The sequence below is a fragment of the Labilithrix sp. genome (assembly GCA_019637155.1).
Lineage (GTDB): Bacteria > Myxococcota_A > Polyangia > Polyangiales > Polyangiaceae > Labilithrix.
On the sequence record JAHBWE010000028.1, the window covers coordinates 1 to 21,863 of the forward strand.

Annotated in this window: 22 protein-coding genes; 14 read left to right on the plus strand and 8 right to left on the minus strand. The window is 70.9% G+C overall.

The window, feature by feature from the left end:
• From KF837_40790 to KF837_40815, 6 genes are all read left to right on the plus strand, one after another.
• Window positions 1–426, plus strand: a 426-nt coding sequence (locus KF837_40790) for an FHA domain-containing protein (GenBank protein ID MBX3233732.1), incomplete at its 5' end; no start/stop codon positions are given.
• Entirely contained in the window at window positions 426–1,349 is a 924-nt protein-coding gene (locus KF837_40795) for a hypothetical protein (GenBank protein MBX3233733.1), read from the plus strand. The genes KF837_40790 and KF837_40795, both read left to right, overlap by 1 nt.
• Before the next feature lie 7 nt (window positions 1,350–1,356).
• Complete coding sequence (locus KF837_40800) at window positions 1,357–2,445, plus strand: (Fe-S)-binding protein (protein MBX3233734.1); 1,089 nt, start codon at window positions 1,357–1,359, stop codon at window positions 2,443–2,445.
• On the plus strand, window positions 2,429–4,006 hold the full coding sequence (locus tag KF837_40805) for a HAMP domain-containing protein (protein MBX3233735.1): 1,578 nt from the start codon (window positions 2,429–2,431) through the stop codon (window positions 4,004–4,006). Before KF837_40800 ends, KF837_40805 begins: the two co-directional genes overlap by 17 nt.
• Window positions 4,007–4,385: 379 nt before the next feature.
• A complete protein-coding gene (locus KF837_40810; protein MBX3233736.1) occupies window positions 4,386–5,036 on the plus strand; it encodes a universal stress protein in 651 nt (216 codons plus the stop codon).
• Between the two features lie 45 nt (window positions 5,037–5,081).
• Window positions 5,082–6,749: a cation:proton antiporter gene (locus KF837_40815; GenBank protein ID MBX3233737.1), complete on the plus strand. Its 1,668-nt coding sequence runs from the start codon at window positions 5,082–5,084 to the stop codon at window positions 6,747–6,749.
• 3 nt (window positions 6,750–6,752) lie between these two features.
• Here KF837_40815 and KF837_40820 read toward each other — a convergent pair whose 3' ends face one another.
• Entirely contained in the window at window positions 6,753–8,351 is a 1,599-nt protein-coding gene (locus KF837_40820; protein ID MBX3233738.1) for a PilT/PilU family type 4a pilus ATPase, read from the minus strand.
• A gap of 65 nt (window positions 8,352–8,416) precedes the next feature.
• A complete protein-coding gene (locus KF837_40825) occupies window positions 8,417–8,704 on the minus strand; it encodes a ribosome-binding factor A (GenBank protein MBX3233739.1) in 288 nt (95 codons plus the stop codon).
• 81 nt (window positions 8,705–8,785) lie between these two features.
• Between KF837_40825 and rph the strand changes: the two genes are divergently transcribed.
• The gene (rph, locus tag KF837_40830) at window positions 8,786–9,559 is read left to right on the plus strand and encodes a ribonuclease PH (protein MBX3233740.1); all 774 of its coding nucleotides are present in this window, start codon (window positions 8,786–8,788) and stop codon (window positions 9,557–9,559) included.
• A gap of 87 nt (window positions 9,560–9,646) precedes the next feature.
• Here rph and KF837_40835 read toward each other — a convergent pair whose 3' ends face one another.
• On the minus strand, window positions 9,647–10,240 hold the full coding sequence (locus tag KF837_40835; protein MBX3233741.1) for a biliverdin-producing heme oxygenase: 594 nt from the start codon (window positions 10,238–10,240) through the stop codon (window positions 9,647–9,649).
• Window positions 10,241–10,310: 70 nt separating this feature from the next.
• On the opposite strand from KF837_40835, the gene rdgB reads away from it, so the two are divergent.
• The 7 genes from rdgB to KF837_40870 all read left to right on the plus strand — a co-directional run bounded on the left by rdgB (window position 10,311) and on the right by KF837_40870 (window position 15,497).
• Window positions 10,311–10,973, plus strand: a complete 663-nt coding sequence (rdgB, locus tag KF837_40840) for an RdgB/HAM1 family non-canonical purine NTP pyrophosphatase (GenBank protein MBX3233742.1) — start codon at window positions 10,311–10,313, stop codon at window positions 10,971–10,973.
• Window positions 10,974–10,982: 9 nt separating this feature from the next.
• Window positions 10,983–11,297 (plus strand): AtpZ/AtpI family protein, encoded by a 315-nt coding sequence (locus KF837_40845; GenBank protein MBX3233743.1) that lies wholly within the window; start codon window positions 10,983–10,985, stop codon window positions 11,295–11,297.
• A complete protein-coding gene (locus tag KF837_40850; GenBank protein ID MBX3233744.1) occupies window positions 11,290–11,733 on the plus strand; it encodes an ATP synthase subunit I in 444 nt (147 codons plus the stop codon). The genes KF837_40845 and KF837_40850 overlap by 8 nt, the downstream gene beginning before the upstream one ends.
• Window positions 11,734–11,880: 147 nt before the next feature.
• Window positions 11,881–12,711, plus strand: coding sequence for a F0F1 ATP synthase subunit A (gene atpB / locus KF837_40855; protein MBX3233745.1), 831 nt, complete (start codon window positions 11,881–11,883; stop codon window positions 12,709–12,711).
• Between the two features lie 61 nt (window positions 12,712–12,772).
• Window positions 12,773–13,120, plus strand: a complete 348-nt coding sequence (locus KF837_40860) for an ATP synthase F0 subunit C (protein ID MBX3233746.1) — start codon at window positions 12,773–12,775, stop codon at window positions 13,118–13,120.
• Window positions 13,121–13,379: 259 nt separating this feature from the next.
• The gene (locus tag KF837_40865) at window positions 13,380–14,174 is read left to right on the plus strand and encodes a hypothetical protein (GenBank protein ID MBX3233747.1); all 795 of its coding nucleotides are present in this window, start codon (window positions 13,380–13,382) and stop codon (window positions 14,172–14,174) included.
• A 174-nt stretch (window positions 14,175–14,348) separates the two neighbouring features.
• Window positions 14,349–15,497 (plus strand): endonuclease/exonuclease/phosphatase family protein, encoded by a 1,149-nt coding sequence (locus KF837_40870; protein ID MBX3233748.1) that lies wholly within the window; start codon window positions 14,349–14,351, stop codon window positions 15,495–15,497.
• Between the two features lie 6 nt (window positions 15,498–15,503).
• On the opposite strand, the gene KF837_40875 is transcribed toward KF837_40870, so the two are convergent.
• Genes KF837_40875 through KF837_40895 form a run of 5 tightly spaced genes read right to left on the minus strand, consistent with a single transcriptional unit; the run spans window position 15,504 to window position 21,832 of the window.
• Entirely contained in the window at window positions 15,504–15,878 is a 375-nt protein-coding gene (locus KF837_40875; GenBank protein MBX3233749.1) for a hypothetical protein, read from the minus strand.
• Window positions 15,875–17,605 (minus strand): AarF/ABC1/UbiB kinase family protein, encoded by a 1,731-nt coding sequence (locus tag KF837_40880; protein ID MBX3233750.1) that lies wholly within the window; start codon window positions 17,603–17,605, stop codon window positions 15,875–15,877. The genes KF837_40875 and KF837_40880 overlap by 4 nt, the downstream gene beginning before the upstream one ends.
• Window positions 17,606–17,624: 19 nt before the next feature.
• Window positions 17,625–18,575, minus strand: coding sequence for an SUMF1/EgtB/PvdO family nonheme iron enzyme (locus KF837_40885; GenBank protein MBX3233751.1), 951 nt, complete (start codon window positions 18,573–18,575; stop codon window positions 17,625–17,627).
• A gap of 9 nt (window positions 18,576–18,584) precedes the next feature.
• On the minus strand, window positions 18,585–19,910 hold the full coding sequence (locus KF837_40890) for a L,D-transpeptidase (protein MBX3233752.1): 1,326 nt from the start codon (window positions 19,908–19,910) through the stop codon (window positions 18,585–18,587).
• On the minus strand, window positions 19,907–21,832 hold the full coding sequence (locus tag KF837_40895) for a GAF domain-containing protein (GenBank protein ID MBX3233753.1): 1,926 nt from the start codon (window positions 21,830–21,832) through the stop codon (window positions 19,907–19,909). The genes KF837_40890 and KF837_40895 overlap by 4 nt, the downstream gene beginning before the upstream one ends.
• Window positions 21,833–21,863: the final 31 nt, after the last annotated feature.

The window sequence follows — 21,863 nt, forward strand, 5'->3', positions numbered from 1 at the left end:
GGCGGTCCGCCGGGCATGCGCTCGAGCCCGCCCGGCAGCGCGGGCGGACCGCGCAGCGCGCCGCCTCCGATCCCGGGCGGACGCGCGCCCGGCTCGATGCCTCCCCTCCCCGGCGGCGGCGGCTTCAACGGCGGCCTCTCCTCCGGCGCGCCGCTCAGCATCATCTACCAAGGCGAGAAGCACGGCATCAACAAGGACCGCTACGTCATCGGCCGCGGCAAGCAGTCGAGCGACCTCACGTTGAAGGACCCGAACGTCTCGCGCCAGCACGCGATGATCGAGTACCAGAACGGCGTCTACTTCATGGTCGACATGGGCTCGACCAACGGCGTCGAGTACAACGGCCAGCGCATCGCGCGGAAGCAGATCGCCGAGGGCGACGTGTTCCGCATCTGCGATCACGACCTGCGCTTCACGTATCGCTGATGCACGTCGCCGTGTTCGGCGCCGGCGCGCTGGGCCTCGTCTACGGCGTGCGGCTCGCGACGCGCACGTCCACGTCGGTCACGTTCGTCGTGCGTCCTGCGCGCGTGACGGAGACAGCGCCGTACGCGATCGAGAGCGCGTGGAGCGGCAAGCGCGAGACGCTCGAAGCGCCGGTGCGCGCGGCGACGGTGCCGCCCGACGCGGACGTCGTGCTCCTCTGCGTCGGCACCGAAGACCTCGACGCGCTCGCGGGCCCACTCGCTTCTTCGAGCGCTCCGATCGTCGTCGTGACGCCGATGATGCCGCAGGACTGGAGGCGCATCCGCGGCGTCTACGGCGATCGCGTCCTCGCCGCGTTCCCGACGATGAGCTCGTACGTCCGCAAGGCCGACGGCGTCGTCCGCTACTGGCTCCTGCCGTCGCCGACGCTGATCGACGAGCCGCGCCCGCCGAGCGCTCCGATCGACGAGCTCGTCGGCGCGCTGAACCGCGCCGGCGTGTGGACGAAGCTCGCGCTCGGCGTGCACGAGTCGAACCCCGCGACGACGGTGGGCTTCATTCCGATCGGCATGGGCCTCTGCGTCGCGGGCAGCGGCGACGCGCTCGTCGCGGACGAGGAGCTGTGCGCGCTCGTCGCGCGCGCGGTCGACGAGGGCGGCCGCCTCGCGCATCGCATCGGCAAGCCGGAGCTCTTCAGCGTGTTCTTCCCCGTCGTCGCCTCGCGGTGGGCGCTCAAGCTCTGGCTCCGCGCGCTCCCCGCCGAGGCGCGCTTCTTCGCGGAGGACCACTTCGGCCGCAAGATCGCGGACCAGCACCGCGTGATGATCCGCCAGATGATCGAGCTCGCGATCGAGAAGCAGCTGCCGCACGAAGCGCTCGACCAGCTCGCGATCCGGCTCGACGCGTGCGTGGGAGCGGTATGATCGCGCCATGTCGCGCCCCGATGATCGGCCTCTGAGACGACTTCCGCAGCTCGAGGCGCGGAAGGCCGACCTCGAGCGCTGCGTCTTCTGCCCGAAGCTCTGTCGCAGCGCGTGCCCGGTCTCGAACGCCGACACGCGCGAGACCGTCACGCCGTGGGGCAAGATGAGCATGGCGTATTTCGTCGCGAACGAGAGCGTCGCGCTCGCGCCTTCGTTCGCGCAGCCGGCGTGGGCGTGCACGGGCTGCTTCGGCTGCCGCGAGCACTGCGACCACGAGAACGACGTCACCGGCACGCTCTTCGAGGCCCGGAGCGCGCTCGCCTCTGCGGGCGTCGCCCCGCCCGCCGCGCGGCGCGTGCTCGAGCGGTTCGATCCGCGCGCGGCGCTCGGGAAGATGCAGGTGCCGGACGTGGTTCTTGCCTCGGCCAAGACGATGGTGCTGGTGGGTTGCGAGCACGCGCGGCGCGGGACGCAGGCGGGGGTCGACACCGTACGCGCGACCGCGAAGCTCACGAACGGCAAGGTGTGCCTCGCGGAGGAGTGCTGCGGCGCTCCCCTCCTCTACGCCGGCGACAAGAAGCGGTTCGACGAGCAAGCGAGGCGCTTCGCGGAGCACGCCGCGCGCTGCGACCGCGTCGTCGTCGGCGACGCGGGCTGCGCAGCCGCCATTCGCGTGCATTCTGCACACAAAACGCCGCCCGTGCTCCACTTCTCCGAGCTCGCCGCGCGCGAGGTGGTGCGCCTCAAGCGGCTCGACGTGGGGGCGACGGTGCGGTGGCACGACCCCTGCCAGCTCGGCCGCGGCCTCGGCGTGTACGAGGCGCCGCGCCAGGTGCTCGCGCGCGTCCTCGGCCGCGCGCCGGCGGAGTTCTCCCGCGCGCGGGACGACGCGCGCTGCTCGGGCGCGGGCGGGCTCTTGCCGCTGACGATGCCCGACGTCGCGCGCGGCATCGCCGATCAACGCGTCGCGGACCACCGCGCGGAGGGGGGCGGGACGATCGTGACCGCGTGCGCGTCGAGCGCGCGATCGTTCGAGCGGAGCGGGGCGACGGTGCTCGACCTCGCGACGGTGGTGCTGCGTGCCCTCGAGCCGTGACAAGCCGAGCCGCACGCTCGCGCGGCGGATCTTGCTCTCGTTCGCGGTCACGCTCGTCGCGTTCGCGGTCACGGTCGGCTTCACCGTCGCGGCGCAGCGGCGCGCGGCGGAGGACAGCGAGGAGATGGCGCAGGGCTTCGTCCCCGTCGCGCTCAAGCTCGGGAAGCTGCGCGCGGTCCAGTCGACGCTCGCCTCGATCGTCGACGGCATCCCCGACGAGAAGAACCCGAACTCCACCCGCGACATCCTGAAGACGCTCGACGGCGAGCGCCGCTTGATGTTCGAGGAGACGCGCGCGGCGATCCAGGACGACCTGCGCGAGCTCGGGAGCGAGGAGACGCGCCAGCTCGCGCTCGTCCTCACCGGCGAGCTCGACGCGGCGGCGGCGGAGTGGGCGGGCGATCGCGAGGCGCGCGAGCGTGTCTTCGCCGCGCTCGAGTCGCTCGGCGAGGACGGCGCGGGCGATCGCGACGCCGTGAACCGCGAGCTCCTCGCGCTCGGCGCGATGGAGCACGCCGCCGACAAGCGCCTCCGCGCGCTCGCCGCGCACGTCGATCTCTCGATGAAGGCGCTCTCCGAGGCGGCGCGGAGCCGCGAGCGCCGCGCCGTCATCGAGCTCGCGCTCCTCGCCGCGCTCACGCTCGCGGTGGGCATCGGCGTCTCGGTCCACACGCGCCGGCTCCTCGGCCCGCTCGAGCGCGTGACGCAGCGCGCGAAGGCCGTCGCGCGCGGCGACCTCACGCCGCAACCCACCGAACAGACCGACGACGAGATCGGCGAGCTCGCGACCGCGTTCGAGGGCATGGTCGGCGCGGTGGCGAAGGCGCAGAACCGCGCCGTCGCGAACGAGCGCCTCGCCGCGATCGGCAAGATGGCCGCCCACGTCACGCACGAGATCCGGAACCCGCTCTCCTCGATCGGCCTCAACATCGAGCTCCTCGAGGAGAACCTCGCGGAGGCAGGGGCGTCGGGCGAGTCGAAGTCCCTCCTCGACGCGATCACGCGCGAGGTGCAGCGCCTCGAGCACCTCTCGGAGGAGTACCTGCGCGTCGCGCGCCTCCCCTCGCCGCGGATGGAGTCGGAGGACCTCGGCGGCAAGGTCCTCGAGATCGCGAAGTTCGCGAAGCCGGAGATGGATCGGGCCGGCCTCGAGCTGGTCCTCGACGTCGCCGACGACCTCCCGCTCGTGCTCTTCGACGACGGCCAGATCCGGCAAGCGATCCTCAACGTGCTCCGCAACGCGCGCGAGGCGATGGGCGACGGCGGCAAGATCGAGCTCTACGTGCGCGCGGAGGGCATGAGCGTCGTCGTCGGCGTCGACGATCGCGGCACCGGCATCCCGGAGGACGTCCGCTCCCGCATCTTCGATCCGTTCTTCTCGACGAAGGGCGAAGGCACCGGCCTCGGCCTCGCGATCACGCGCCAGATCATCGAGGCCCACGGCGGCAACATCGCGGTCGAGCCCCGCCCCGGCGGCGGCACCTCGATCCGCTTCCTCCTCCCCATCGCCCCGCACCGCAGCTCGATGCCGAACAGCGCGCGCCCGTCGCTCGTCGACTAGCGTTGGAGGCCGCCACGATCGATCGTGGCGAAATGGCCCGTCTGCCCGCGCGAGCTCTACTGCACCGCGATGCAGCTCTTGCATCGCGCGCAGCCGTTGCATCGGGGTGCGTGAGTCGCTCGATCGAGAATGCCTTTTGCGTCTTCTCGCCTCTACGCGCCGGCGCAGGTCGTCCCTACGTCGCCAAGAACGGCAGGTGGTCATGGGCACGTCAACCGCAAAGACAAACACGATCGCAAACGCGGTCGGGATCGCGATCGCGAAGGGGCCCCAGACGCGGCCGCCACAGCGGGCGCGAAGCGCCCCGAGCGCTCCGCGCGAGGGCCGTGTCTGGGGTGGGGGTGTCGGGGGCGAAGCCCCTGACGTTGAGACCATCTTTGTGTCGACCGAGGCGTCGCTGGGCGAGCTCTCGCGCGCGCAGCAGATCGCGAGCGCGAGGGGCGCGCTCCTCGCCGTCGCGCCGCCGGAGCAGCTGCTCGCCGAGCGCGACGACGACGCTCGTCCTGCGCTCGTGGTCGTTGGGGCGAAACACGACGGATGGTTCGGCGGGTTCCTCGCCGAGCACGCCCAGGCGAGCTTGCGCTGTCCGGTGCTCCAGGTCCGCGACGGGAGCTGCCGTCGCTACTCGCACCTCGTGCTCGCGACCGACGTCGAGTCCGCGCTCGGGGAGATGCTCACCGCCGCGCGCTTCGTCGCGCCCGAGCTGCCGGCGCTGTTCCTGCACGCGTACGACAACCCGTTCGAGGCGATGCTGAGGCTGAATGGCGCGAGCCAGGCGGCGGTCGCGCACTACCGGCGCGAGGCGGAGAAGGCGGCGCGCGAGCGCGTGCGCGCGCACATGGAACGCTGGCACCTCCGCGACGCGCCGCTTCGCCTCGTCCACGGCGCGCCGCGGTTCGTGCTGAAGCGGGTCCCTCGCCGCGCGCTCCTCGTGATCCATCGCGGCCGATCGCGGCTCAAGCACATGCTCTTCGGGAGCGTGACGCATTGGGCGCTCGAAGAGAGCGGCTGCGACGTCTTGGTCGTGTGAGCGTGAGCGGGGGCGCGTGTCTTGCTTGAGCCCGGAGACGGTTCCATGAACGAGCTGACCATCCTGACGACGTTTACCGGCGGGCTCGCGGCTGCGCTCGCGTTCGGTTTCGTCGCGCAGCGGTTGAAGATCGCGCCGATCGTCGGGTACGTGCTCGCCGGCATCGTGATCGGCCCGTTCACGCCGGGGTTCGTCGCCGATCGCCACGTCGCGGATCAGTTCGCCGAGATCGGGGTCATCCTCCTGCTCTTCGGGGTCGGCCTCCGCTTCCAGCTGCATGAGCTCTTCGCCGCGTGGCGCGTCGCCGTCTTCGGCGCGATGATCCAGAGCGCGGCGTCCACGCTCGTCCTCGCAGGATTGCTCCACTGGCTCGGCATGAGCTTCAGCACCGGCGTCGTGCTCGGCATGTCGATCTCGGTCGCGAGCACGGTCGTCATGGTGCGCGTGCTCTCGGCGCGGGGCGATCTGCGCGCGCCGATCGGGCAGATCGCGGTCGCGTGGACGGTCGTCGAGGACCTGATCACGGTCGCGGCGCTGCTCGCGCTGCCGATGCTCCTCGGCGCGGACGACGGACGCAGCGCGGCCCGCGTCTTCGGCGTCGCGGCGTTCCAGCTCGTGGCGCTCGTCGTCGCGGTCGTCGTCCTCGGCAAGTGGGTCATCCCGCGCGTGCTCGAGCGGATCGCGGTCGTGCGCTCGCGCGAGCTCTTCACCCTCGGCGTCCTCGTCATCGCGCTCGGCCTCGCGGTGGGCGCGGCGCACGTCTTCAACGTGTCGATGGCGCTCGGCGCGTTCCTCGCCGGGCTCGCGGTCGGCCGCTCCGAGTTCGCCGCGCGCGCGGCCGGCGACGCGCTCCCGACCCGCGACGCGTTCGCGGTCCTCTTCTTCGTCTCGGTGGGCATGCTGTGCGATCCGCGCACGATCGTCGACTCACCGCTGTTCATCGCGCTCATCGTCGGCGTCATCATGGTCGTGAAGCCGGTCGCGGCCTTCGTCGTCGCGCGTGTCCTCGGCAAGCCGATGGCGACGTCGGTCGGCATCGGCGCGGCGCTCGGGCAGGTCGGTGAGTTCACCTTCATCCTCGGCAGCGTCGGGCGCGCGCTCGGCGCGATCGACGACACCTCCTGGAACGCGCTCGTCGCCGCGGCGATCATCTCGATCGCGCTCAACCCGACGTTCTACACGATCGCGCGGCGCCTCTCCGGCGGAGCGTCGAAGCTCGGCAAGCGCACCGGCGTCAACGGCGTCGACCCGCGGCGCTGCATCCTCGTCGGGTACGGTCCGGTCGGCCGGCGCGTGCACGAGCGCCTGCAGGACGTCGCCGCCGACGTCACCATCGTCGAGCTGAACCTCGAGACGGTGCGCATGCTGCGCGCGAGCGGTCACGACGCCGTCTACGGCGACGCGCTCCGCCCCACCACGCTCGAAGAGGCGCAGCTCGAGACGGCCGCGACGCTCGTGATCAGCACGGAGCTGGAGGACGCGGCCGAGCTCGTGCGCCAGGCGCGGCGGCTCAACCCCTTGCTCCGCGCCTTCGTCCGCTGCTCGCACCTCTCGGACATCGAGCAGCTGCGCCGCGTCGGCGCGTTCGCGATCGCGGGCGAGGGAGAGGTCGCGATCGCGCTCGCGAAGGCGGTGGAAGACGGCTTCCCGCTCGACGCGCGGCCGTCGCTCCCGCCCGCGTCCACGTCCGAGGCCCCCGCCCACGCGACGTGAAGCTCAACGCTGCATCTGCATCGCGAGCGACGCAGGGTCGTTCGCGGCGGCGCGCGCGTCTTCGAGCCGGATCTCGCCGGCCGCGACGCGATCGGCGAGGCAGCGCTCGAGCGTGATCATGCCCTCGCGGCGGCTCGACTGGATGACGGAGCCGACCTGCGCGGTCTTGCTCTCGCGGATCATCGACGCGACGGCGTGGTTGACGCGCAGCACCTCGAGCGCGGGGACGCGGCCGCTGCCGTTCGCGCGCGGGACGAGGCGCTGCGCGACCACGGCGCGGAGCGAGTCCGCGAGCTGCGTTCGGATCTGCGTCGCGCGCTCGGGCGGATACGCGTCGACGATGCGCTCGACCGCCGACGCGGCGGAGCGGCTGTGGAGCGTCGCGAACACGAGGTGCCCCGTCTCCGCCGCGGTGAGCGCGAGGCCGATCGTCTCCGGATCGCGCATCTCGCCGATGAGGATCACGTCCGGGTCTTCGCGCAGCGCGTCGCGGAGCCCGCGCGCGAAGTCGCCGACGTCGCGGCCGACCTGACGGCGGCGGAGGACCGAGCGCTCGGTCGGCGCGAGCGCGTACTCGATCGGGTCCTCCAGCGTCACGAGGACGATCGAGCGACGGCGCAGCGCCTCCTGCGCGAGCGCGGCGAGCGTGGTCGACTTCCCCGAGCCCGCCGCGCCGCACACGAGCACGAGGCCGTGCGGCAGCGCGACGAGGTCGTCGAGCGGGATCGGGAAGTGGAGCGACGAGAGCGACGGCGCCTGTTGCGGGAGCAATCGAATCGACGCCGCGCGCACGCCGTCGGCGCGGAAGACGTGCGCGCGCACGCGGCCGACGTGCGGGACCTCGAGGCCGAGGTCGAGCGAGCCGCTCCGCGCCAGCGTCGCCTCCGCGTCGCCGAGCGGAAGGAGCGCCGCGAAGTCCACCGCGCCGACCTCGAGCGGCGCGAGCTTCCCGTCGATCCGCGCCATCGGAACCGCGCCCTCGGAGAAGTGGACGTCGCTCGCCCTCCGCGCCGCCGCGTGCGCCACCAGCTCCGCGAGCAGCGGCGACGCCCCAACCGCCGCGCCGCTTCCGAGGTCGCGCGCGCTCGATCGCGGGACCACGCTCGCGTCGACGACGGCCGCGCCGACGCCTTGCATGAGCCCGAGCCCGTGCATCGTCTCGCCGGCTGCGGGAACGCCGGCGTCGACAGGCGAGCCGCGCGTCGACGCCGGCGCCGCCTCCGCTGCGCGCACCGCGCCGCTCGCCGGGCCCGCCGCGACGCTCGCCGGAGCGGCGGCCGCCGCCGCGATCGCCTGCGCCGAGCTCTTGCGGAACACGACGTCGAAGCCGTCCGCGCGCGAGGTGAACGACACGGCGAAGGTCCCGAGCCCGGCCGCCTCGTAGCCGCCCTCGACGCGGCCGCGTTGCTCGAGCGCCTCCTGGCGTTCGGGCGTGAGCACGTCGCCGAGGAGGTCGCGCACCGTCTCGGCGTCCATCGACGGCAGCGCGAGGCGCTTCGCCGAGCCGTAGGCGAGCATGCGCGGCTCGCGATCGGTGCCGAGCCGGAGCTCGTTCGCGCCTTGGTCGAGGACGAGAGAGAGGAGCCGATCGATCTTCGCCATGCGCTCACGATACAGCGCGCGAACGGCTCAGTTATTCCGTCGCCTCCGTCATTCGGCCGCCTCCGTCATTCCGCCGCCGAGGGATCGATCTCCGCTTCGTACGTGAATCGCAGCTCGGGCGTGCGTTTCAGCTCGACGCCCTCCGCGAGGCGGGCGCGCAAGAAGCCGTTCGCGCGCGTGAAGGCGCGCTCCACCGCGCTGCGAGGCCGGCCGCGCGGCACGAGGTAATGGATGCGCGCGACCTTGCCGTCCGGCGCGAGGACGATCGCGCTGAGCCGCACGCCCTCGAGCTCGGGATCGGTGATGTCGTCCCGCACGATGCCGCGCAGCTCCTCCAGGATGGAGGCCTCCACGCGTTGATGTCGATGCTCGTTCAAGGCGCGAAACAGTGATACCCGGCCGGGCGATCGTCAAGGCGTGGTATGTGCGTCCACATGAGCGAGACCACCGCAGCAGGCCGCCCCGACGGACGCGAGCTCGACGTCCTCCGCCCCGTGGAGATGACGATCGGCTTCCAGCGCTACGCCGAAGGCTCCGTCCTCTACAAGGCGGGGCACACGGTGGTGCTGTGCACCGCCTCGGTCGACGCCAAGGTGCCGGCCTGGATGGAGGGCAAAGGCAAAGGCTGGATCACGGCCGAGTACCAGATGCATCCGCGCGCGAGCCGCGAGCGGCGCGAGAACCGCGACGGTCGCGGCAAGGCGCCGAGCGGACGCACGCAGGAGATCCAGCGCCTCGTCGGCCGCGCGCTCCGTGCGGCGGTGGACATGAAGAAGCTCGGCGAGCGGCAGATCACGGTCGACTGCGACGTGCTCGAGGCCGACGGCGGGACGCGCACCGCGTCGATCACGGGCGGCTTCGTCGCGCTCGCGGTCGCGCTCTCGAAGCTCTCCGCCGACGGGCGCCTCACCGAGCCGTGCGTGCGCGAGCCCGTCGCCGCGACGAGCGTCGGCTTCCTCGAGAGCGGCCTCGCGCTCGACCTCGTCTACCTCGAAGACTCGCGCGCCGAGGTCGACCTCAACATGGTCGCGACGCGCTCCGGCAAGATCATCGAGGTGCAGGGCACGGCCGAAGGCGCGCCGATCGCGAAGAAGGACGTCCTCGGGATGATGGACATGGCGCTCGTCGGCATCGAGACGCTCACGCACATGCAAGAGAAGGCGCTCGCGGCGGTAGGCGTCGACCTCTCGCGCCTCCTCATCAAGTAGAGGTCTCAACGCAGGGGCTGCGCCCCTGCACCCCGCTCGCACGATGCAGAAAAACGTCAGAACGTTTTTCTGCCGCGTGCTCGCTGTTCAGGGAGCGGGCGGTGGGAGCGAGACTGCGGCCGCGAAGGTGGAGGCGCAGGCGGCGATGGTGGCGCGCGCGGTATCGCAGGCCGACGTGCGCGCGGCCGGCGTCGCGCTCGCGCCCCACGTCTCGAGCGTCACGACGAAGTCGCGCCAGCGATCGGTGGTGCGGTCGCCGCGAAGCTCGAGGTAGCGGCGCGGCGCGGCGTTGCCGAGCGCCTTCGCGACGCTGCGCGCGATGAAGAGGCCGCGCACGGCGGAGCCCTCGAGGACGTAGGCGGCGCCCATCGCGTCCGCGATCGAGCGGAGCGCGGGGACCGAGGCGGGCGGGGCTTCGCTCGCGCCGAGCGCGACGAGGTCGGCGTGGATCGCGGAGGTGCGCGTGAGGCCGTCGGCGGCGACGCCGAGCCAGCACGCGATCGCGGCTTCGAGCGGCGCGACGAAGGAGCCGCTCGCGCGGAGGAAGCTCACGTAGCCCGGCAACGTGAGCGTCTCGGCGCGGAGCGCGAGGCGGCGGTCGAGCTCGGCGCGCGCGTCGTTCGTCGCCGCGCGCAGCGCCGCGACCAGAGCACCGTTCGATGCGGGTGAAGCCGCCGCCATGGTGGGAATTCAAGCACAGGCTTCGCCCTCGAAAATGCGGCATCGGCCGCACGTGCTAGGCTCGCGCGCGATGAAGCACTCGCTCGTCGTCGCCACCAACAACCGCGGAAAGCTCGAGGAGCTGAGGCATCTTCTCGCAGGGCTCGACCTCGAGATCCTCTCCCTCGCCGACGTCTCGAAGAAGAAGGTGTCCATCGTCGAAGACGGGGACACGTTCGAGGAGAACGCGGTGAAGAAGGCGACCGAGGTCGCCGGCCTCACGATGATGCTCACCCTCGCCGACGACAGCGGCCTCGAGGTCGACGTGCTCGGCGGCGCGCCCGGCGTCCGATCGGCGCGCTACGCCGGCGAACGCGCGACGGACTCCGAGAACAACGCCCAGCTCCTCGCCGCGCTCGACGCGCTCTCGAACGAGGACCTCACCGCGCGCGGCGACTTCACGGCGCAGTTCCGCTGCGTGCTCGCCCTCGTGGATCCTTTCGTGCGCGACGGAGAGCCCTTCGTCGTCGAAGGCGTGTGCCGCGGCAAGATCACGCGGACGCCGCGGGGCTCGGGGGGGTTCGGGTACGACCCGCTCTTCCTCGTGGAGGGCACCGACAAGACGATGGCGGAGCTCAGCGAGGAGGAGAAGAACCGCATCTCGCATCGCGCGCGCGCGGCGGAGAGCCTTCGCCTCACGCTCGAGAAGATGCTCACCGAGCGCGACGAGCTCACGCGCGCGGTCGTGGGCTGAGGTCGCGCCGTGGCCGGGATGCTGTTCGGATCGTCGAAGGGGATGAAGGCGTTCGGCCGTTACGGCTCGATCGGCTTCGAGCTCATCGGCTCGATCGCGGTGGGCTACTACCTCGGTCGCTGGCTCGACGGGAAGCTCGGGACGAGCTGGATCCAGGCGGTCGGCTTCCTCCTCGGTGTGTACACCGGCTTCCGCGCGCTGTTCCGCGCGGCGAAGACGATGCAGCGTGACATCGAGCGCGACGAGGCGCTCGAGCGCGGCGAAGATCCATGGGCGCCGCCGGAGCCGAGCGAAGACGAGAAGGACGAGAAGAAGGATGAGTGACGACACGCGCGAGCCGCATCCGTCCGACGACGTCACGCGCGCGGCGAAGGTGGCGGCCGTCCTCGGCGTCGTCTTCACCGTCGCCGCGCTCGGCCTCTACGACGTCCGCACCGCCGCGGGCGTCTTCGTCGGCGCGCTCATCGCGGTGGCGAACCTCGTCACGATGCGCGCGATCATCCGCGCGCTCGTGCAGACGCCGGAGAGCGACGACGCGAAGCCGGCGCCGTCGAACGACGAGCACAAGAGCGCGGGTCGCCGCGGCGGCGTCGCGTGGGGCATCTTCGCGGTGCTGAAGATCCTCGTGCTCTTCGGCGGCATCTGGCTCCTGCTCTCGCGGCAGCTCGTCGAGCCGATGCCGCTCGTGGTCGGTTACGGCGTCTTGCCGCTCGGCATCGCGGCGTCGAGCCTCCTGAACAGCCTCCGCGTCCGCCGCTGATTCGACGTACGGCTTTGACCGGACGCGGGGTCGACCCTACTCATCGCGCGTCGGCGGGAGCGAAATTCCACGCAAAACCTGCGCGGATCCGACGATGGAAGATCCGCTCCATTCCCGCCGGTGTCGTGTTATGAGGCGAGCCGCAAGATGCCTGAGCACACTTCGTTCCTCAGCTACTTGATCGCGATGTTCCCCGCGCTGGGGGAGAACATGCACAACTTCGGCGAGACGTTCCTCGGCCACAAGCCGGTGGACGCTCACGGAGCGGAGCCGATCGCAGCGAGCGTGCTCGTCTTCCTCGTCATCGTGCTCCTCGCGCTCGCGGCGCGGGCGAAGATCGTGAACTACGAGGAGTCCGTCGTCCCCGACGAGAAGCTCTCGCTCCGCACGTTCTTCGAGATCTTCATCGGTTACTTCTACAACATGATGAAGGACATGATGGGTCCGACCCGGGCGAAGAAGTACTTCCCCATCGTCGGGACCGCGGCCTGCTTCATCCTCTTCTCGAACTTCCTCGGGATGATCCCGGGCTTCCTTCCGCCGACCTCGAGCTGGAACATCACCGCGGGCTGCGCGGTGTGCGTGCTCGTCGCGTTCACGTACTACGGCTTCCAGGCGCAGGGCTTCGGGTTCGTCTCGCACCTCGCCGGCCCGTACATGGGCGTGGCGATGATCCCGATCAACATCCTGCTCTTCGCGATCGAGTTCCTCTCCACGTTCATCATCCGGCCGATCACGCTGAGCATCCGACTGATGCTCAACATCGCGGTCGATCACCTCCTCCTCTCGATCTTCCTCGCGTTCTTCGTGCTCTTCCTGCCGCTCCCGATCATGGCGCTCGGGACGCTCGTCGCGATCGTGCAGGTCCTCGTCTTCTGTCTCTTGACCTCGATCTACATCGCTCTGGCGACGGAAGGTCACGACGACCACCACGCCGATCACGGCGCCCATGGCGACAAAGCCGCTCACGCCCACTGATTTGGGCTAGCCATCCGCCAAGAACCCAGACTAAAAGCCCGTTTCCCAAAAGGAGTTTTCGATGAGCATCCGCAAGCTTGGTCCCGCCGCCCTCGCGTTCGTCGCCGCGTTCCTCGTTCCGCTCGCCGCGTTCGCGCAGGAAGCCGGGGGCAAGATGGGCGCGAACAAGTACGACGTGAAGATGTGGGCCGCCGCCGGCGCGGGTCTCGCGATCGGCCTCGGCGTCCTCGGTGGCGCGCTCGGTCAGGGCAAGGCCGCCGCCGCCGCGCTCGAGGGCATCTCGCGCAACCCGGGCGCCGCGCCCCGCATCCAGACGCCGATGATCCTCGGCCTCGCGCTGATGGAGTCGCTCGTGCTCCTCGCGTTCGTCATCGCGTTCTTCCTCCAGGGCCTCGCCTCGGCCGGCTGACCCGCACTCCCCGAAGCGCTCGAAGCGCCCGCAGGTCCCCACGGACCTCGCGGGCGTTTCACGTTCCCACGCACGCACGCACGGCGGCGCGACCCGACGGCGGGCGCGTCGTTGCACACGCGCTGCGGCGCGACCCGCGGCAGGCGCACCGTTCGCGTGCATGCGCTGCGGCGCGACGCAAAGCGTGCGTGCTGCGGGGGCGGTGCGGCGCTGCGATTGCGGCGCTGTGTGACGGCGTTGGCGTTGCATCTGCGGGCACATGCTCTCCGGCCGTCGCGGCTTTGCGCTCGTCCTTCCTCTCGTCGTCGGCTCTCTCGTCGGATGCGATGGGGCGCCGTCCGCGGCGAGCCCCAGCGTCGCGCCCGCGACGTCGTCGCCGGCCCGACCCGACGCCGATGCCGGCGCGGTGCAGCCTCAGCACGCCGCGAGCGATGCGCTCCGTCGCTGCGCCGAGGTCGCGGGTACGCCGGCGTCGATCGAAGACACGATGGCGCGACTCGGCGCTCTGCCGGCGCCGGCCGACGGTCCGTGTTTCGTCGCGACGCTGCCGCGGCCGCTCGCCGTCGTCGCGACCCGCGGCGTGACGAGCGCGCAGCCCGCGGCAGGTCCCTCGAGCCCGCGCCTCTTCTTCCTCCTACCGAAGCTCGTCATCAGCGCCGTGCCCGAAGGCGACGGGAGCAAGGTCCTCGAGCTCGGCGAGTGGGTGACTCCGTCGCGCACGCTGAAAGGAGAGATCGACCTGCCCATCACGACGCCGCCGGCAGCCGACGCAGCGTTCCGGCGCGTGCTCCAGGACAACGGCTCGACGATCTGCGCGACGTGCCATCGCGAAGAGGAGCAGCACGCCTCGATCGCGAACGGCTACGTCTCCGCCGCCTACAAGCCCGAGCCTGGAACATACGTGACGCTCGCCGCGCTCTCCTCGCTCCACGACGCGTGCACCCGCGACGACGATCCGAGCGCGCGCTGCGCGATGCTCCACGCGGTCTTCGACTTCGGCGCCGTGACCCAGGGCGACTTCGGCCCCGACGTCGGAACGTTCTTCTCACCCTGACGAGCCCGTGACCCCACGAGCCCCCGACCCCGAGAAAAATCCGTCCCTGGCTGGATCACGGGGGTCTCGATCGATCCACCCCCCGTTGCGCAACCATGCGCAATTGCTCGCGCCAGGAATCTGAAACCACCGGCATCCGACGTGCACCTACATGTGAGGAGAGCGGAGGAAGTCATGGTTCGTCGTCTGTTTTCGGTCGTGCTCGTCGGGTCGATGTTCGCTGGGATCGGCTGCGCCGCGCCGCCGGCGGAAGACGCGGACTCCGCCGAGAGCGCCGACGCGGTGAACGAGGCGGCCGCGTGCAACCCGCTCCCCGAGCGGACGACAGCGAACATCGGCGACGTCACCGGCATGACCGCGATGGAAGGCACGCCCTTCCCCTCGCTCGGCCCCGACGCGGCCGGCTACTTCCACCCGCCGTACGGCTACACCGAGGGCGGCACCTTCGCCGAGCCGAGCGACGGCAAGGACGGCGCATGGAAGGTCGAAGCGAAGGACGTCGACGCGGCCGCGCCGGCGGGCAAGCTCCGCGTGGTCGAGTGGAACGTCGAGCGCGGCAACAAGCTCGACAAGTCGATCCGCCTCATGAAGAAGAAGAACGCCGACGTCTGGCTCCTCAACGAGACCGACCTCTACGGGAAGAACAGCGGCGGCGTCGTCGTCGCGCGCGAGATCGCCCGCGCGCTCGGCTACTCGTATTACACCGGCATCGAGTTCTACGAGCGGCGCGACGATCGCCGCGGCACGAGCGGCAACGCGATCGTCTCGCGCTACCCGCTCACGAACACGAAGTCGATCGACATCCCGATGCTCACCGCCGAGGGCGGCCACGACTGGTCGAAGGACTCCGCCGAGCCGCGCTGCGGCATGCGCAACGCGGTCTCCGCCTCGATCGAGGCCCCCGGCGCCGCGGGTCCGCGCACGATCGACCTCGTCTCGCTCCACACCGAGAACAAGGCGAACCGCGAGGTGCGCCTCGCGCAGTTCGATCACGTCGTGAAGGAGCTCGTCACGCCGGGCCGCCCCACCGTCGTCGCGGGCGACCTCAACACCCTCTCGCCCGGCGAGGGCCCCGCCTTCCGCAAGGAGCTCGAGAAGCGCATCGCCGCGAACGGTCGCGACAAGTCGCTCTTCGACTGCTCGCGCGGCGACGACACGACCACCTTCAGCGCCGCCCTGATCGTTAACATGCGCATCGACTGGCTCCTCGTGCAGTCCGGCGAAGGCGCGACGGTGGACTGCGCGCCCGGCAGCTACGAGGTGCAGGGCAACGATCGCTCGAGCGACCACAAGCCGGTCGTCGTCGAGATGACGGTGAAGTGAGGCCGGCTACTTCACGTCGAGGCGCACGAGATCGACGAGGCCGTCCGGACCCGTGAACGTGATGTCGGCGACGCCGGGCGCCTTCGTGTCGACGTCGACGGCGTAGTCGCAGACCGCGTCGTGGCAGTCGACCTTCTGGTCCGCCACTACCGCCGACTCCGGCGCGTTCGACTCCGCGCGGAGGTTCGACTGCGCGCTCGTCCCCGTCGCGACGACGCGGAGGCGCGTCTCTGCCGCGACCGGCAGCGGATCGCCGCACCCGGCGCCGCGGCAGCCGCCCTCGAGCCCGATGTTCAAGGTGCCGGGCGGCGCCTCCGGGATCGCGAGGCTGTCGGTGCAAGCCGCGAGCGCGAGCACCATCGCGACGAGCGCTCGCTTCATTGCGCCTTCGGCCCTCGCCGGAGATCGAGCGCGACGTGGAAGACGAGGAGCGTCGCCGCGACCGCGAAGAGCGCGGCGCCGAGGGTGCGCTCTTGCGCGAACGAGAGCGCCCCGCCGATGGTGGCGGCGGCGACGACGAGCCCGGAGAACACGCGCCTCCCGAGCCGATCGGCCGCCGGCGCGAGCGAGCCCTCCGCGATGCGCACCGACAAGCGGCCGAGGCGCAGGTCCTCGAGCACCTCGCGCGCCTGGAGCGGCACGTCGTAGCCGGCGCGCGACAGCTGCTCGACGCCGCGAATGAGCTCGTTGCCGATCCGCTGCGGCGAGTAGCGCGCCTTCAGCAAGCGGACGAAATAGGGCTGCGCCTCGCCGAAGACGTCGAGGTCGGGATCGAGCTGCTTGCCGATCCCTTCGATCGTCATGAGCGCCTTGCCGACGAGCATGAAGTCGGTCGGGATCTCGAGGCCGTACTTCATCGCGCCCTGCACGAGGTCGCGGATCATCGCGGAGAGATCGATCTCCTTGAGCGGCCGCCCGAGGTACTTCTCGGCGAGGAGCGCGACCTCGGGGCGGTACTCGCGCATGTCGACCTTCTTCGTCGGCCGGCCGATCGCGTAGAGCGAGTCGGCGACGCCGTACGCGTCCTTCCGCGAGGCCGCGACCATCAGGTCGATCGTGCGGTCGCGGAGCTCGGGCGAGAGGCGCCCGACCATGCCGCAGTCGATGAGGCCGATGACGGGCTCGGTCCCCTCCGTGCCGCCCATGATGATGACGTTGCCGGGGTGAGGGTCGGCGTGGAAGAAGCCGTCCTCGAACACCATCTTGATGACGGCGCCGAACGCGTTCTTCGCGATCTGGGGGCCGGAGATGCCGGCGGCGACCGCCTTGTCGACCTTGAGGCCGTCGAAGAACTCGAGCGCGAGGATCTGCTTGCTCGAGGCCTGCTTGTAGACCTTCGGGAAGCGGACGAACGCGGCCTCCTTCGAGCCCTCGAAGTTCTGGGTGAAGCGCTCGCCGTTCTCGCCTTCGATCAGGAAGTTGAGCTCCGCGGTGATGGAGCGATCGAACTGCTGCACGAGCCCGACCGGCGAGTAGATGCGCGTCTCCGGGATCGCGCGCTCGATCGCGGCGGCCATGATGTGGAGCAGCTCGAGGTCGCGCTGCACGGTGGGGCCGACGTTCGGGCGCTGCACCTTCACGACGACCTGCTGCTCGCCGTCGGGGGTCGCGAGCACGGCGCGATGGACCTGACCAATCGACGCCGTCGCGAGCGGGTTCTCGTCGAACGACACGAAGACGTCCGCGATCGGCGCGCCGAGGCTCGTCTCGATGACCTTCTTGATGTCCTCGAACGGCACCGGCGGGACGTTGTCCTGCAGCTTCTTCAGCTCGGCGATGACCTCCGGCGGGATGAGGTCCGGGCGCGTCGACGCGATCTGTCCGAGCTTGATGAACGAAGGCCCGAGGTCCTGGATGACGAGGCGGACGCGCTCGGCGGTGGAGACGCGCGTCTTCTCCTCTTCGCCCTTGGCGAGGTCGTCGCTCGAGACCTCGGGCGCGTCGACGTCGGCCGGCGGCGGCTCGCTCTTGCCGGCGGACGACGGCTTCTTCGGCTTCCGCCCGAAGCCAGCGCGCGCGACGACCTCACCGAACCCATGCCGAACGAGGACACTCGTGATCTCGCGCAGCCGGCCGAGATCACGCACCGCGGAGACGACGGAGATCACGGGCGTAACCTACAGCGACTCAGGGATCCGCGCAGCAGCGAAACCCCGTCGTGTCGTCGCGGCCGTTGCGCGCGAACGCCGAGAAGTTATTGCACGCCCCCTCCGCGAGGTCCCACCCGCCGCCACGACGGAGACACGTCGCGGCGGCCTCGGGGCCACTGCACGCGTTCTCGAGCTCGCGAACGTTCCCGACCATGTCGTAGAGCCCGGCGACACCACCCGTGCACCGGTCCTTCTCCATCACGTCGAGCGGACGGTTGTTCGGGTCCTCGAACGAGTTGCAGCGGTTCGGCTCGAACGTCTTGCCGTACGCGAAGTCGTTGCCGCCGGGACCGAGACACGCGGCGTACCACTCGTCCTTCCCCGAGTTCCGGTAGTCGCCGCCGTTGGTCTTGATCGAGCCTCCCCCGATCGCACCGCAGAGCCGCTTCCCCGCCCAAGCGCAGAACGCATGCGCATCGCACCAATCGACGCAGACGATCGGACGGCCGAGCGTGGCGTCGCTCAGGAGCGGGCAGTGGAGCAACGCGCCCTGCGGCGGCGGCGGCGACGGGAGGTGATTCTGCTTGCCGGTGCAGCTCGCGTGCGGCGAATCGAACCGCGCGCCGCCCATCGCTTCGAGGAACGCCCGGTACTGCCCCTCCGTGACCTCCGTCGCGTCGATGCAGTAACTCGCGGTCCTCACCATCACCGGACCGCGCCCGCGCGGGCAGCCGCTCGTGTCCTTGCCGATCTCCGGCCCCACGTACCCGCCGGCGTCGACGGCGGGCGCCGCGTCCTCGACGTAGCCGCCGCCGTCGTCGAGCGCGCTCGAGTCCGGCTCCCCCGCGCCGCTGCTGCTCGTGCTGCTCCCGCCGCTCGTGCTCGAGGCGCCGCCGTCCGTCGGGGCGCTCGGGTTGGTGCCCGCGAGGTCGAGACCACAAGCGGCGGCGGCGAGGGCGCCGAGCACGAGGACGAGAGCGACGCGCACGCTCGAATGTTAGCGGACGCGAACGACCGCGCCTTGTTCGATCTTCGTCGGGAGCACGGCGGACCAGCCTTGCGGGAGGTGCGGTGAGGTGAACGCGAAGAGCCAGCGGGCGTCGAGCGGCGCGAGGTTCACGCAGCCGTGGCTGTGGAGGTGGCCGAATTCTCGGTGCCAGAACGCGCCGTGGAGGGCGATCGCCTTGTCGAAGAACTGCACCCACGGCACGTCTTCGATCGCGTAGTGCCTGTCCGCCTCTTCCTTGTCGAGGTTGTCCATTTTCGTCGTGAAGATCTTCACCCAGATGCGGAACGTGCCCGGGTGGGTGACGAAGTCGGGCGCGGGGCCCTTCCCCGTCGACACGATCGTCGCGAACACGGGCGTCTTGCCGACGTAGGCGATGAGCGTCTGCTGCGCGAGGTCGACGTCGATCCAGCGCTCGTCCTCGCCCGTCACCTCCGGCGGGGGCGCGACGAGGCGCACGCGCGCGACGTCCTTCGCGCGCAGCCACACGCCGTCGCCGACGCGGAGCGCGCTCCCCTTCTCCTCTTCGATGACGACCTTCTCGAAGCGGACGCGCAGGCCGCTCGCCTTGTCGAGCTTCTCGGACGTGAACGCGCTGACCTTGTCGTTCACGACCCAGCCGACGTTCGTCTCCTCCTTCAAGAGCTCGCCGTGAAAGAGGTTCGGACGCGCGGGGGAGAGCTCGCGCATCGCGACCCAGCGTCCCTTCTTCGTGCGCCCCCACTTCTGGCCGTGCGCGGTCGCCTCCTCCAGGAGCGCGACGGCGAAGCCCGGCTCGAGGTCCTGCTCGGGCGAGTCGTCGAGCGCGGTCTGGAGGTTCTGGAAGCCGTACGCGCCGTCGCGGCCCGCGAAGTAGTAGCGATACGGGAGCCCGTCGTCGCTCGCCGAGACCGGCTCGATCGGCGGCAGCGCGCGCGCGCCGGGTCGATGCGGCCGCGCGAGGTCCTCGCCCTCGGCGATCCACGGACGCGTGCCGAGCGCGGGCGTGCCCGGCTCGTCCGCGCTGAAGTCGCCGACGTCGGAGCACATCCACGCGAGCGGGCCGACGTTGAGCCAGCGGCCGCTGCAGCCGGGACCGCGCCGCGTCGCGAAGAGCGGGAGGCGCGCGCCGGGCTGGGCGCTGCCGCGACGGAGCTCGATCTTGCCGGGCTCGGCGTAGAAGGCGGACTCGGCGCGGCTCGGGACGACGGAGCGCGCCCACGTCGGGACCGGCACGTCGCCGGGATCGACCCAGACCGGCAGCTCCGCCGGCGGCCCCATCCGCGGGACGTCGGCGAAGAGCGGCGCCGCGAGGACGAGCGCCGCGAGCGCCTTCACTTCTCGTCCTTCGGCTGCGGGAGGCGCAGGGTGAAGGTCACGCCCTTCGGCGAGGACTTCACGCCGATCGAGCCGCCGTGCTCCTCCGCGATGCGGGCGGTGATCGCGAGGCCGAGGCCGGTGCCGCCCTTCTTGCCGCTCGTGACGAACGACTGGAAGAGGCGGTGCTCGATCTCCTTCGGGATGCCGGGCCCGGTGTCCGAGAACGAGACGACGAGCTCGGGCACGGCGCCCTTCTTCCGCGGCTTCGAGCGCGTGACCTTGATCGTGAACTTGCCGCCCTTGTCGCCCATCGCCTCCGCCGCGTTGCGGGCGAGGTTGTGGACGACGCGGAGGATCTTGCCCTCGTCGAACTTCGCGGTGCCCTTGTCCTGCACGTCGACGACGAGCTCGACGCCGCTCTTCGCGAGCTGCGTCGTGAGCTGCTCGCGGACCTCGGTGCCGAAGAACTTGTTGAGGTACACCTTGCGGACGAGGAGGTTGCGCTCGCCGCGCGCGAACTCCAGGACGTCGCGCATCATCGAGCCGATGTGCTCGAACTGCTTCAACGCGAGCTCCGCGTACTCGTCGCGGAGCGGGCGCTTGTCCGCGATCTTCATCATCTGGACGTAGCCGCTGATGACGGTGAGCGGCGTCTTGAGGTCGTGGATGACGCCCGACATGAGGCGCCCGATCGACGTGAGCCGCTCCTCGCGCTCGCGCTGCTCGCGCGCCATCTGGAGGCGGATCGCGGTCGACGCGTTCGCGGCGATCAAGAGGAGGAGCGCGCGGTCCTCCTCGTTGAACTCGTCCTCGCGCGGCGCGCCGAGCCCGAGGCGCGGCGACGAGCCGGGGATGCGCGCCTTGTTGTAGAGCGCGATCGCGCCCATCGCGTCGCCGTCCTCGCCCTCGAGCGGGACCGCGATGCAGCCGCGGAGCTTCTGTCCGAGGAGGTCGTCGGTCTCGGGCTCGTAGGCGGGGTGCGTCGTCGGCTCGTTCGTGAAGATCACGTCGCCGTCGGCGATCGCGGCGCCGGCGAGCCCCTGCCCCGCGCGGAGCGGATGGCGGTGCAGCTTCTCGTCGCCGGAGAACATCATGTAGAGCTGGATGCCCTCGCCCGCCTTCATCGCGAACGCGGCCGCGGTCGCGCCCGACGTGCGGAGCGCCTCGGTGAGGACGCCGGTGAACAGCTCCTCGAGCGAGGTCGCGCGCCCCATCGCGCTCTCGAGATCGAAGAGCAGCTTGAGGTCGCGGACGCGGTGCTCGAGCTGCTCCTTGATGTCGAGGAGCTCGGCGTTCTTCTGCGTCACCGACAAGAAGAGGCGCGAGTTGTCGATCGCGATCGACGCCTGGGTCGAGAGCGCGGCGAGCGTGATCGCGTCGTGGTCGTTGAAGGGCCCCGTCTTCTTGTTGAGGACCTGGACGACGCCGATCGTGCGTCCGAGGTGGTTCTTCATCGGCACGGCGAGGATCGAGCGCGTGCGGTAGTTGAAGGCGAGGTCCGGCGCGGGGTTGAAGCGCGGGTCGTTGTACGGATCGTTGACGAGGAGCGTCTTGCTCGTCTGCGCGACGGCGCCGGCGATGCCCTGCCCGACCTTGAGCCGGAGCTGGCGCGACTGGCCGCCTTGCATGACGCGCGAGACGAGCTCGCCCTTCCCGTCGAGCAGGTACAGGGTCGCGCGGTCGGCCTCCACCGCGTCGGTGATCTTCGCGAGGATCAGGTTGAGGAGCTCGTCGAGGTCGAGCGTGGTCCCGAGCGCGAGGCCGACCTCGCGCATCGCGACGCCGATGCGCCGCTCGCGGACGAGCTCCTCGTCGAGGTCCTTCAGCTTCTGTTCGAGCAGCTGGGAGCGCACGTCCTGCGCCCGCGAGCTTCGCCCCGTGAGGCTCCACTCGCTGTCCACGCTCGGCGCGGACGGCGGACGTTGCGATTTCAGTGCCACGAACGAAGGATAGACCCATCCGCGGGCGCCC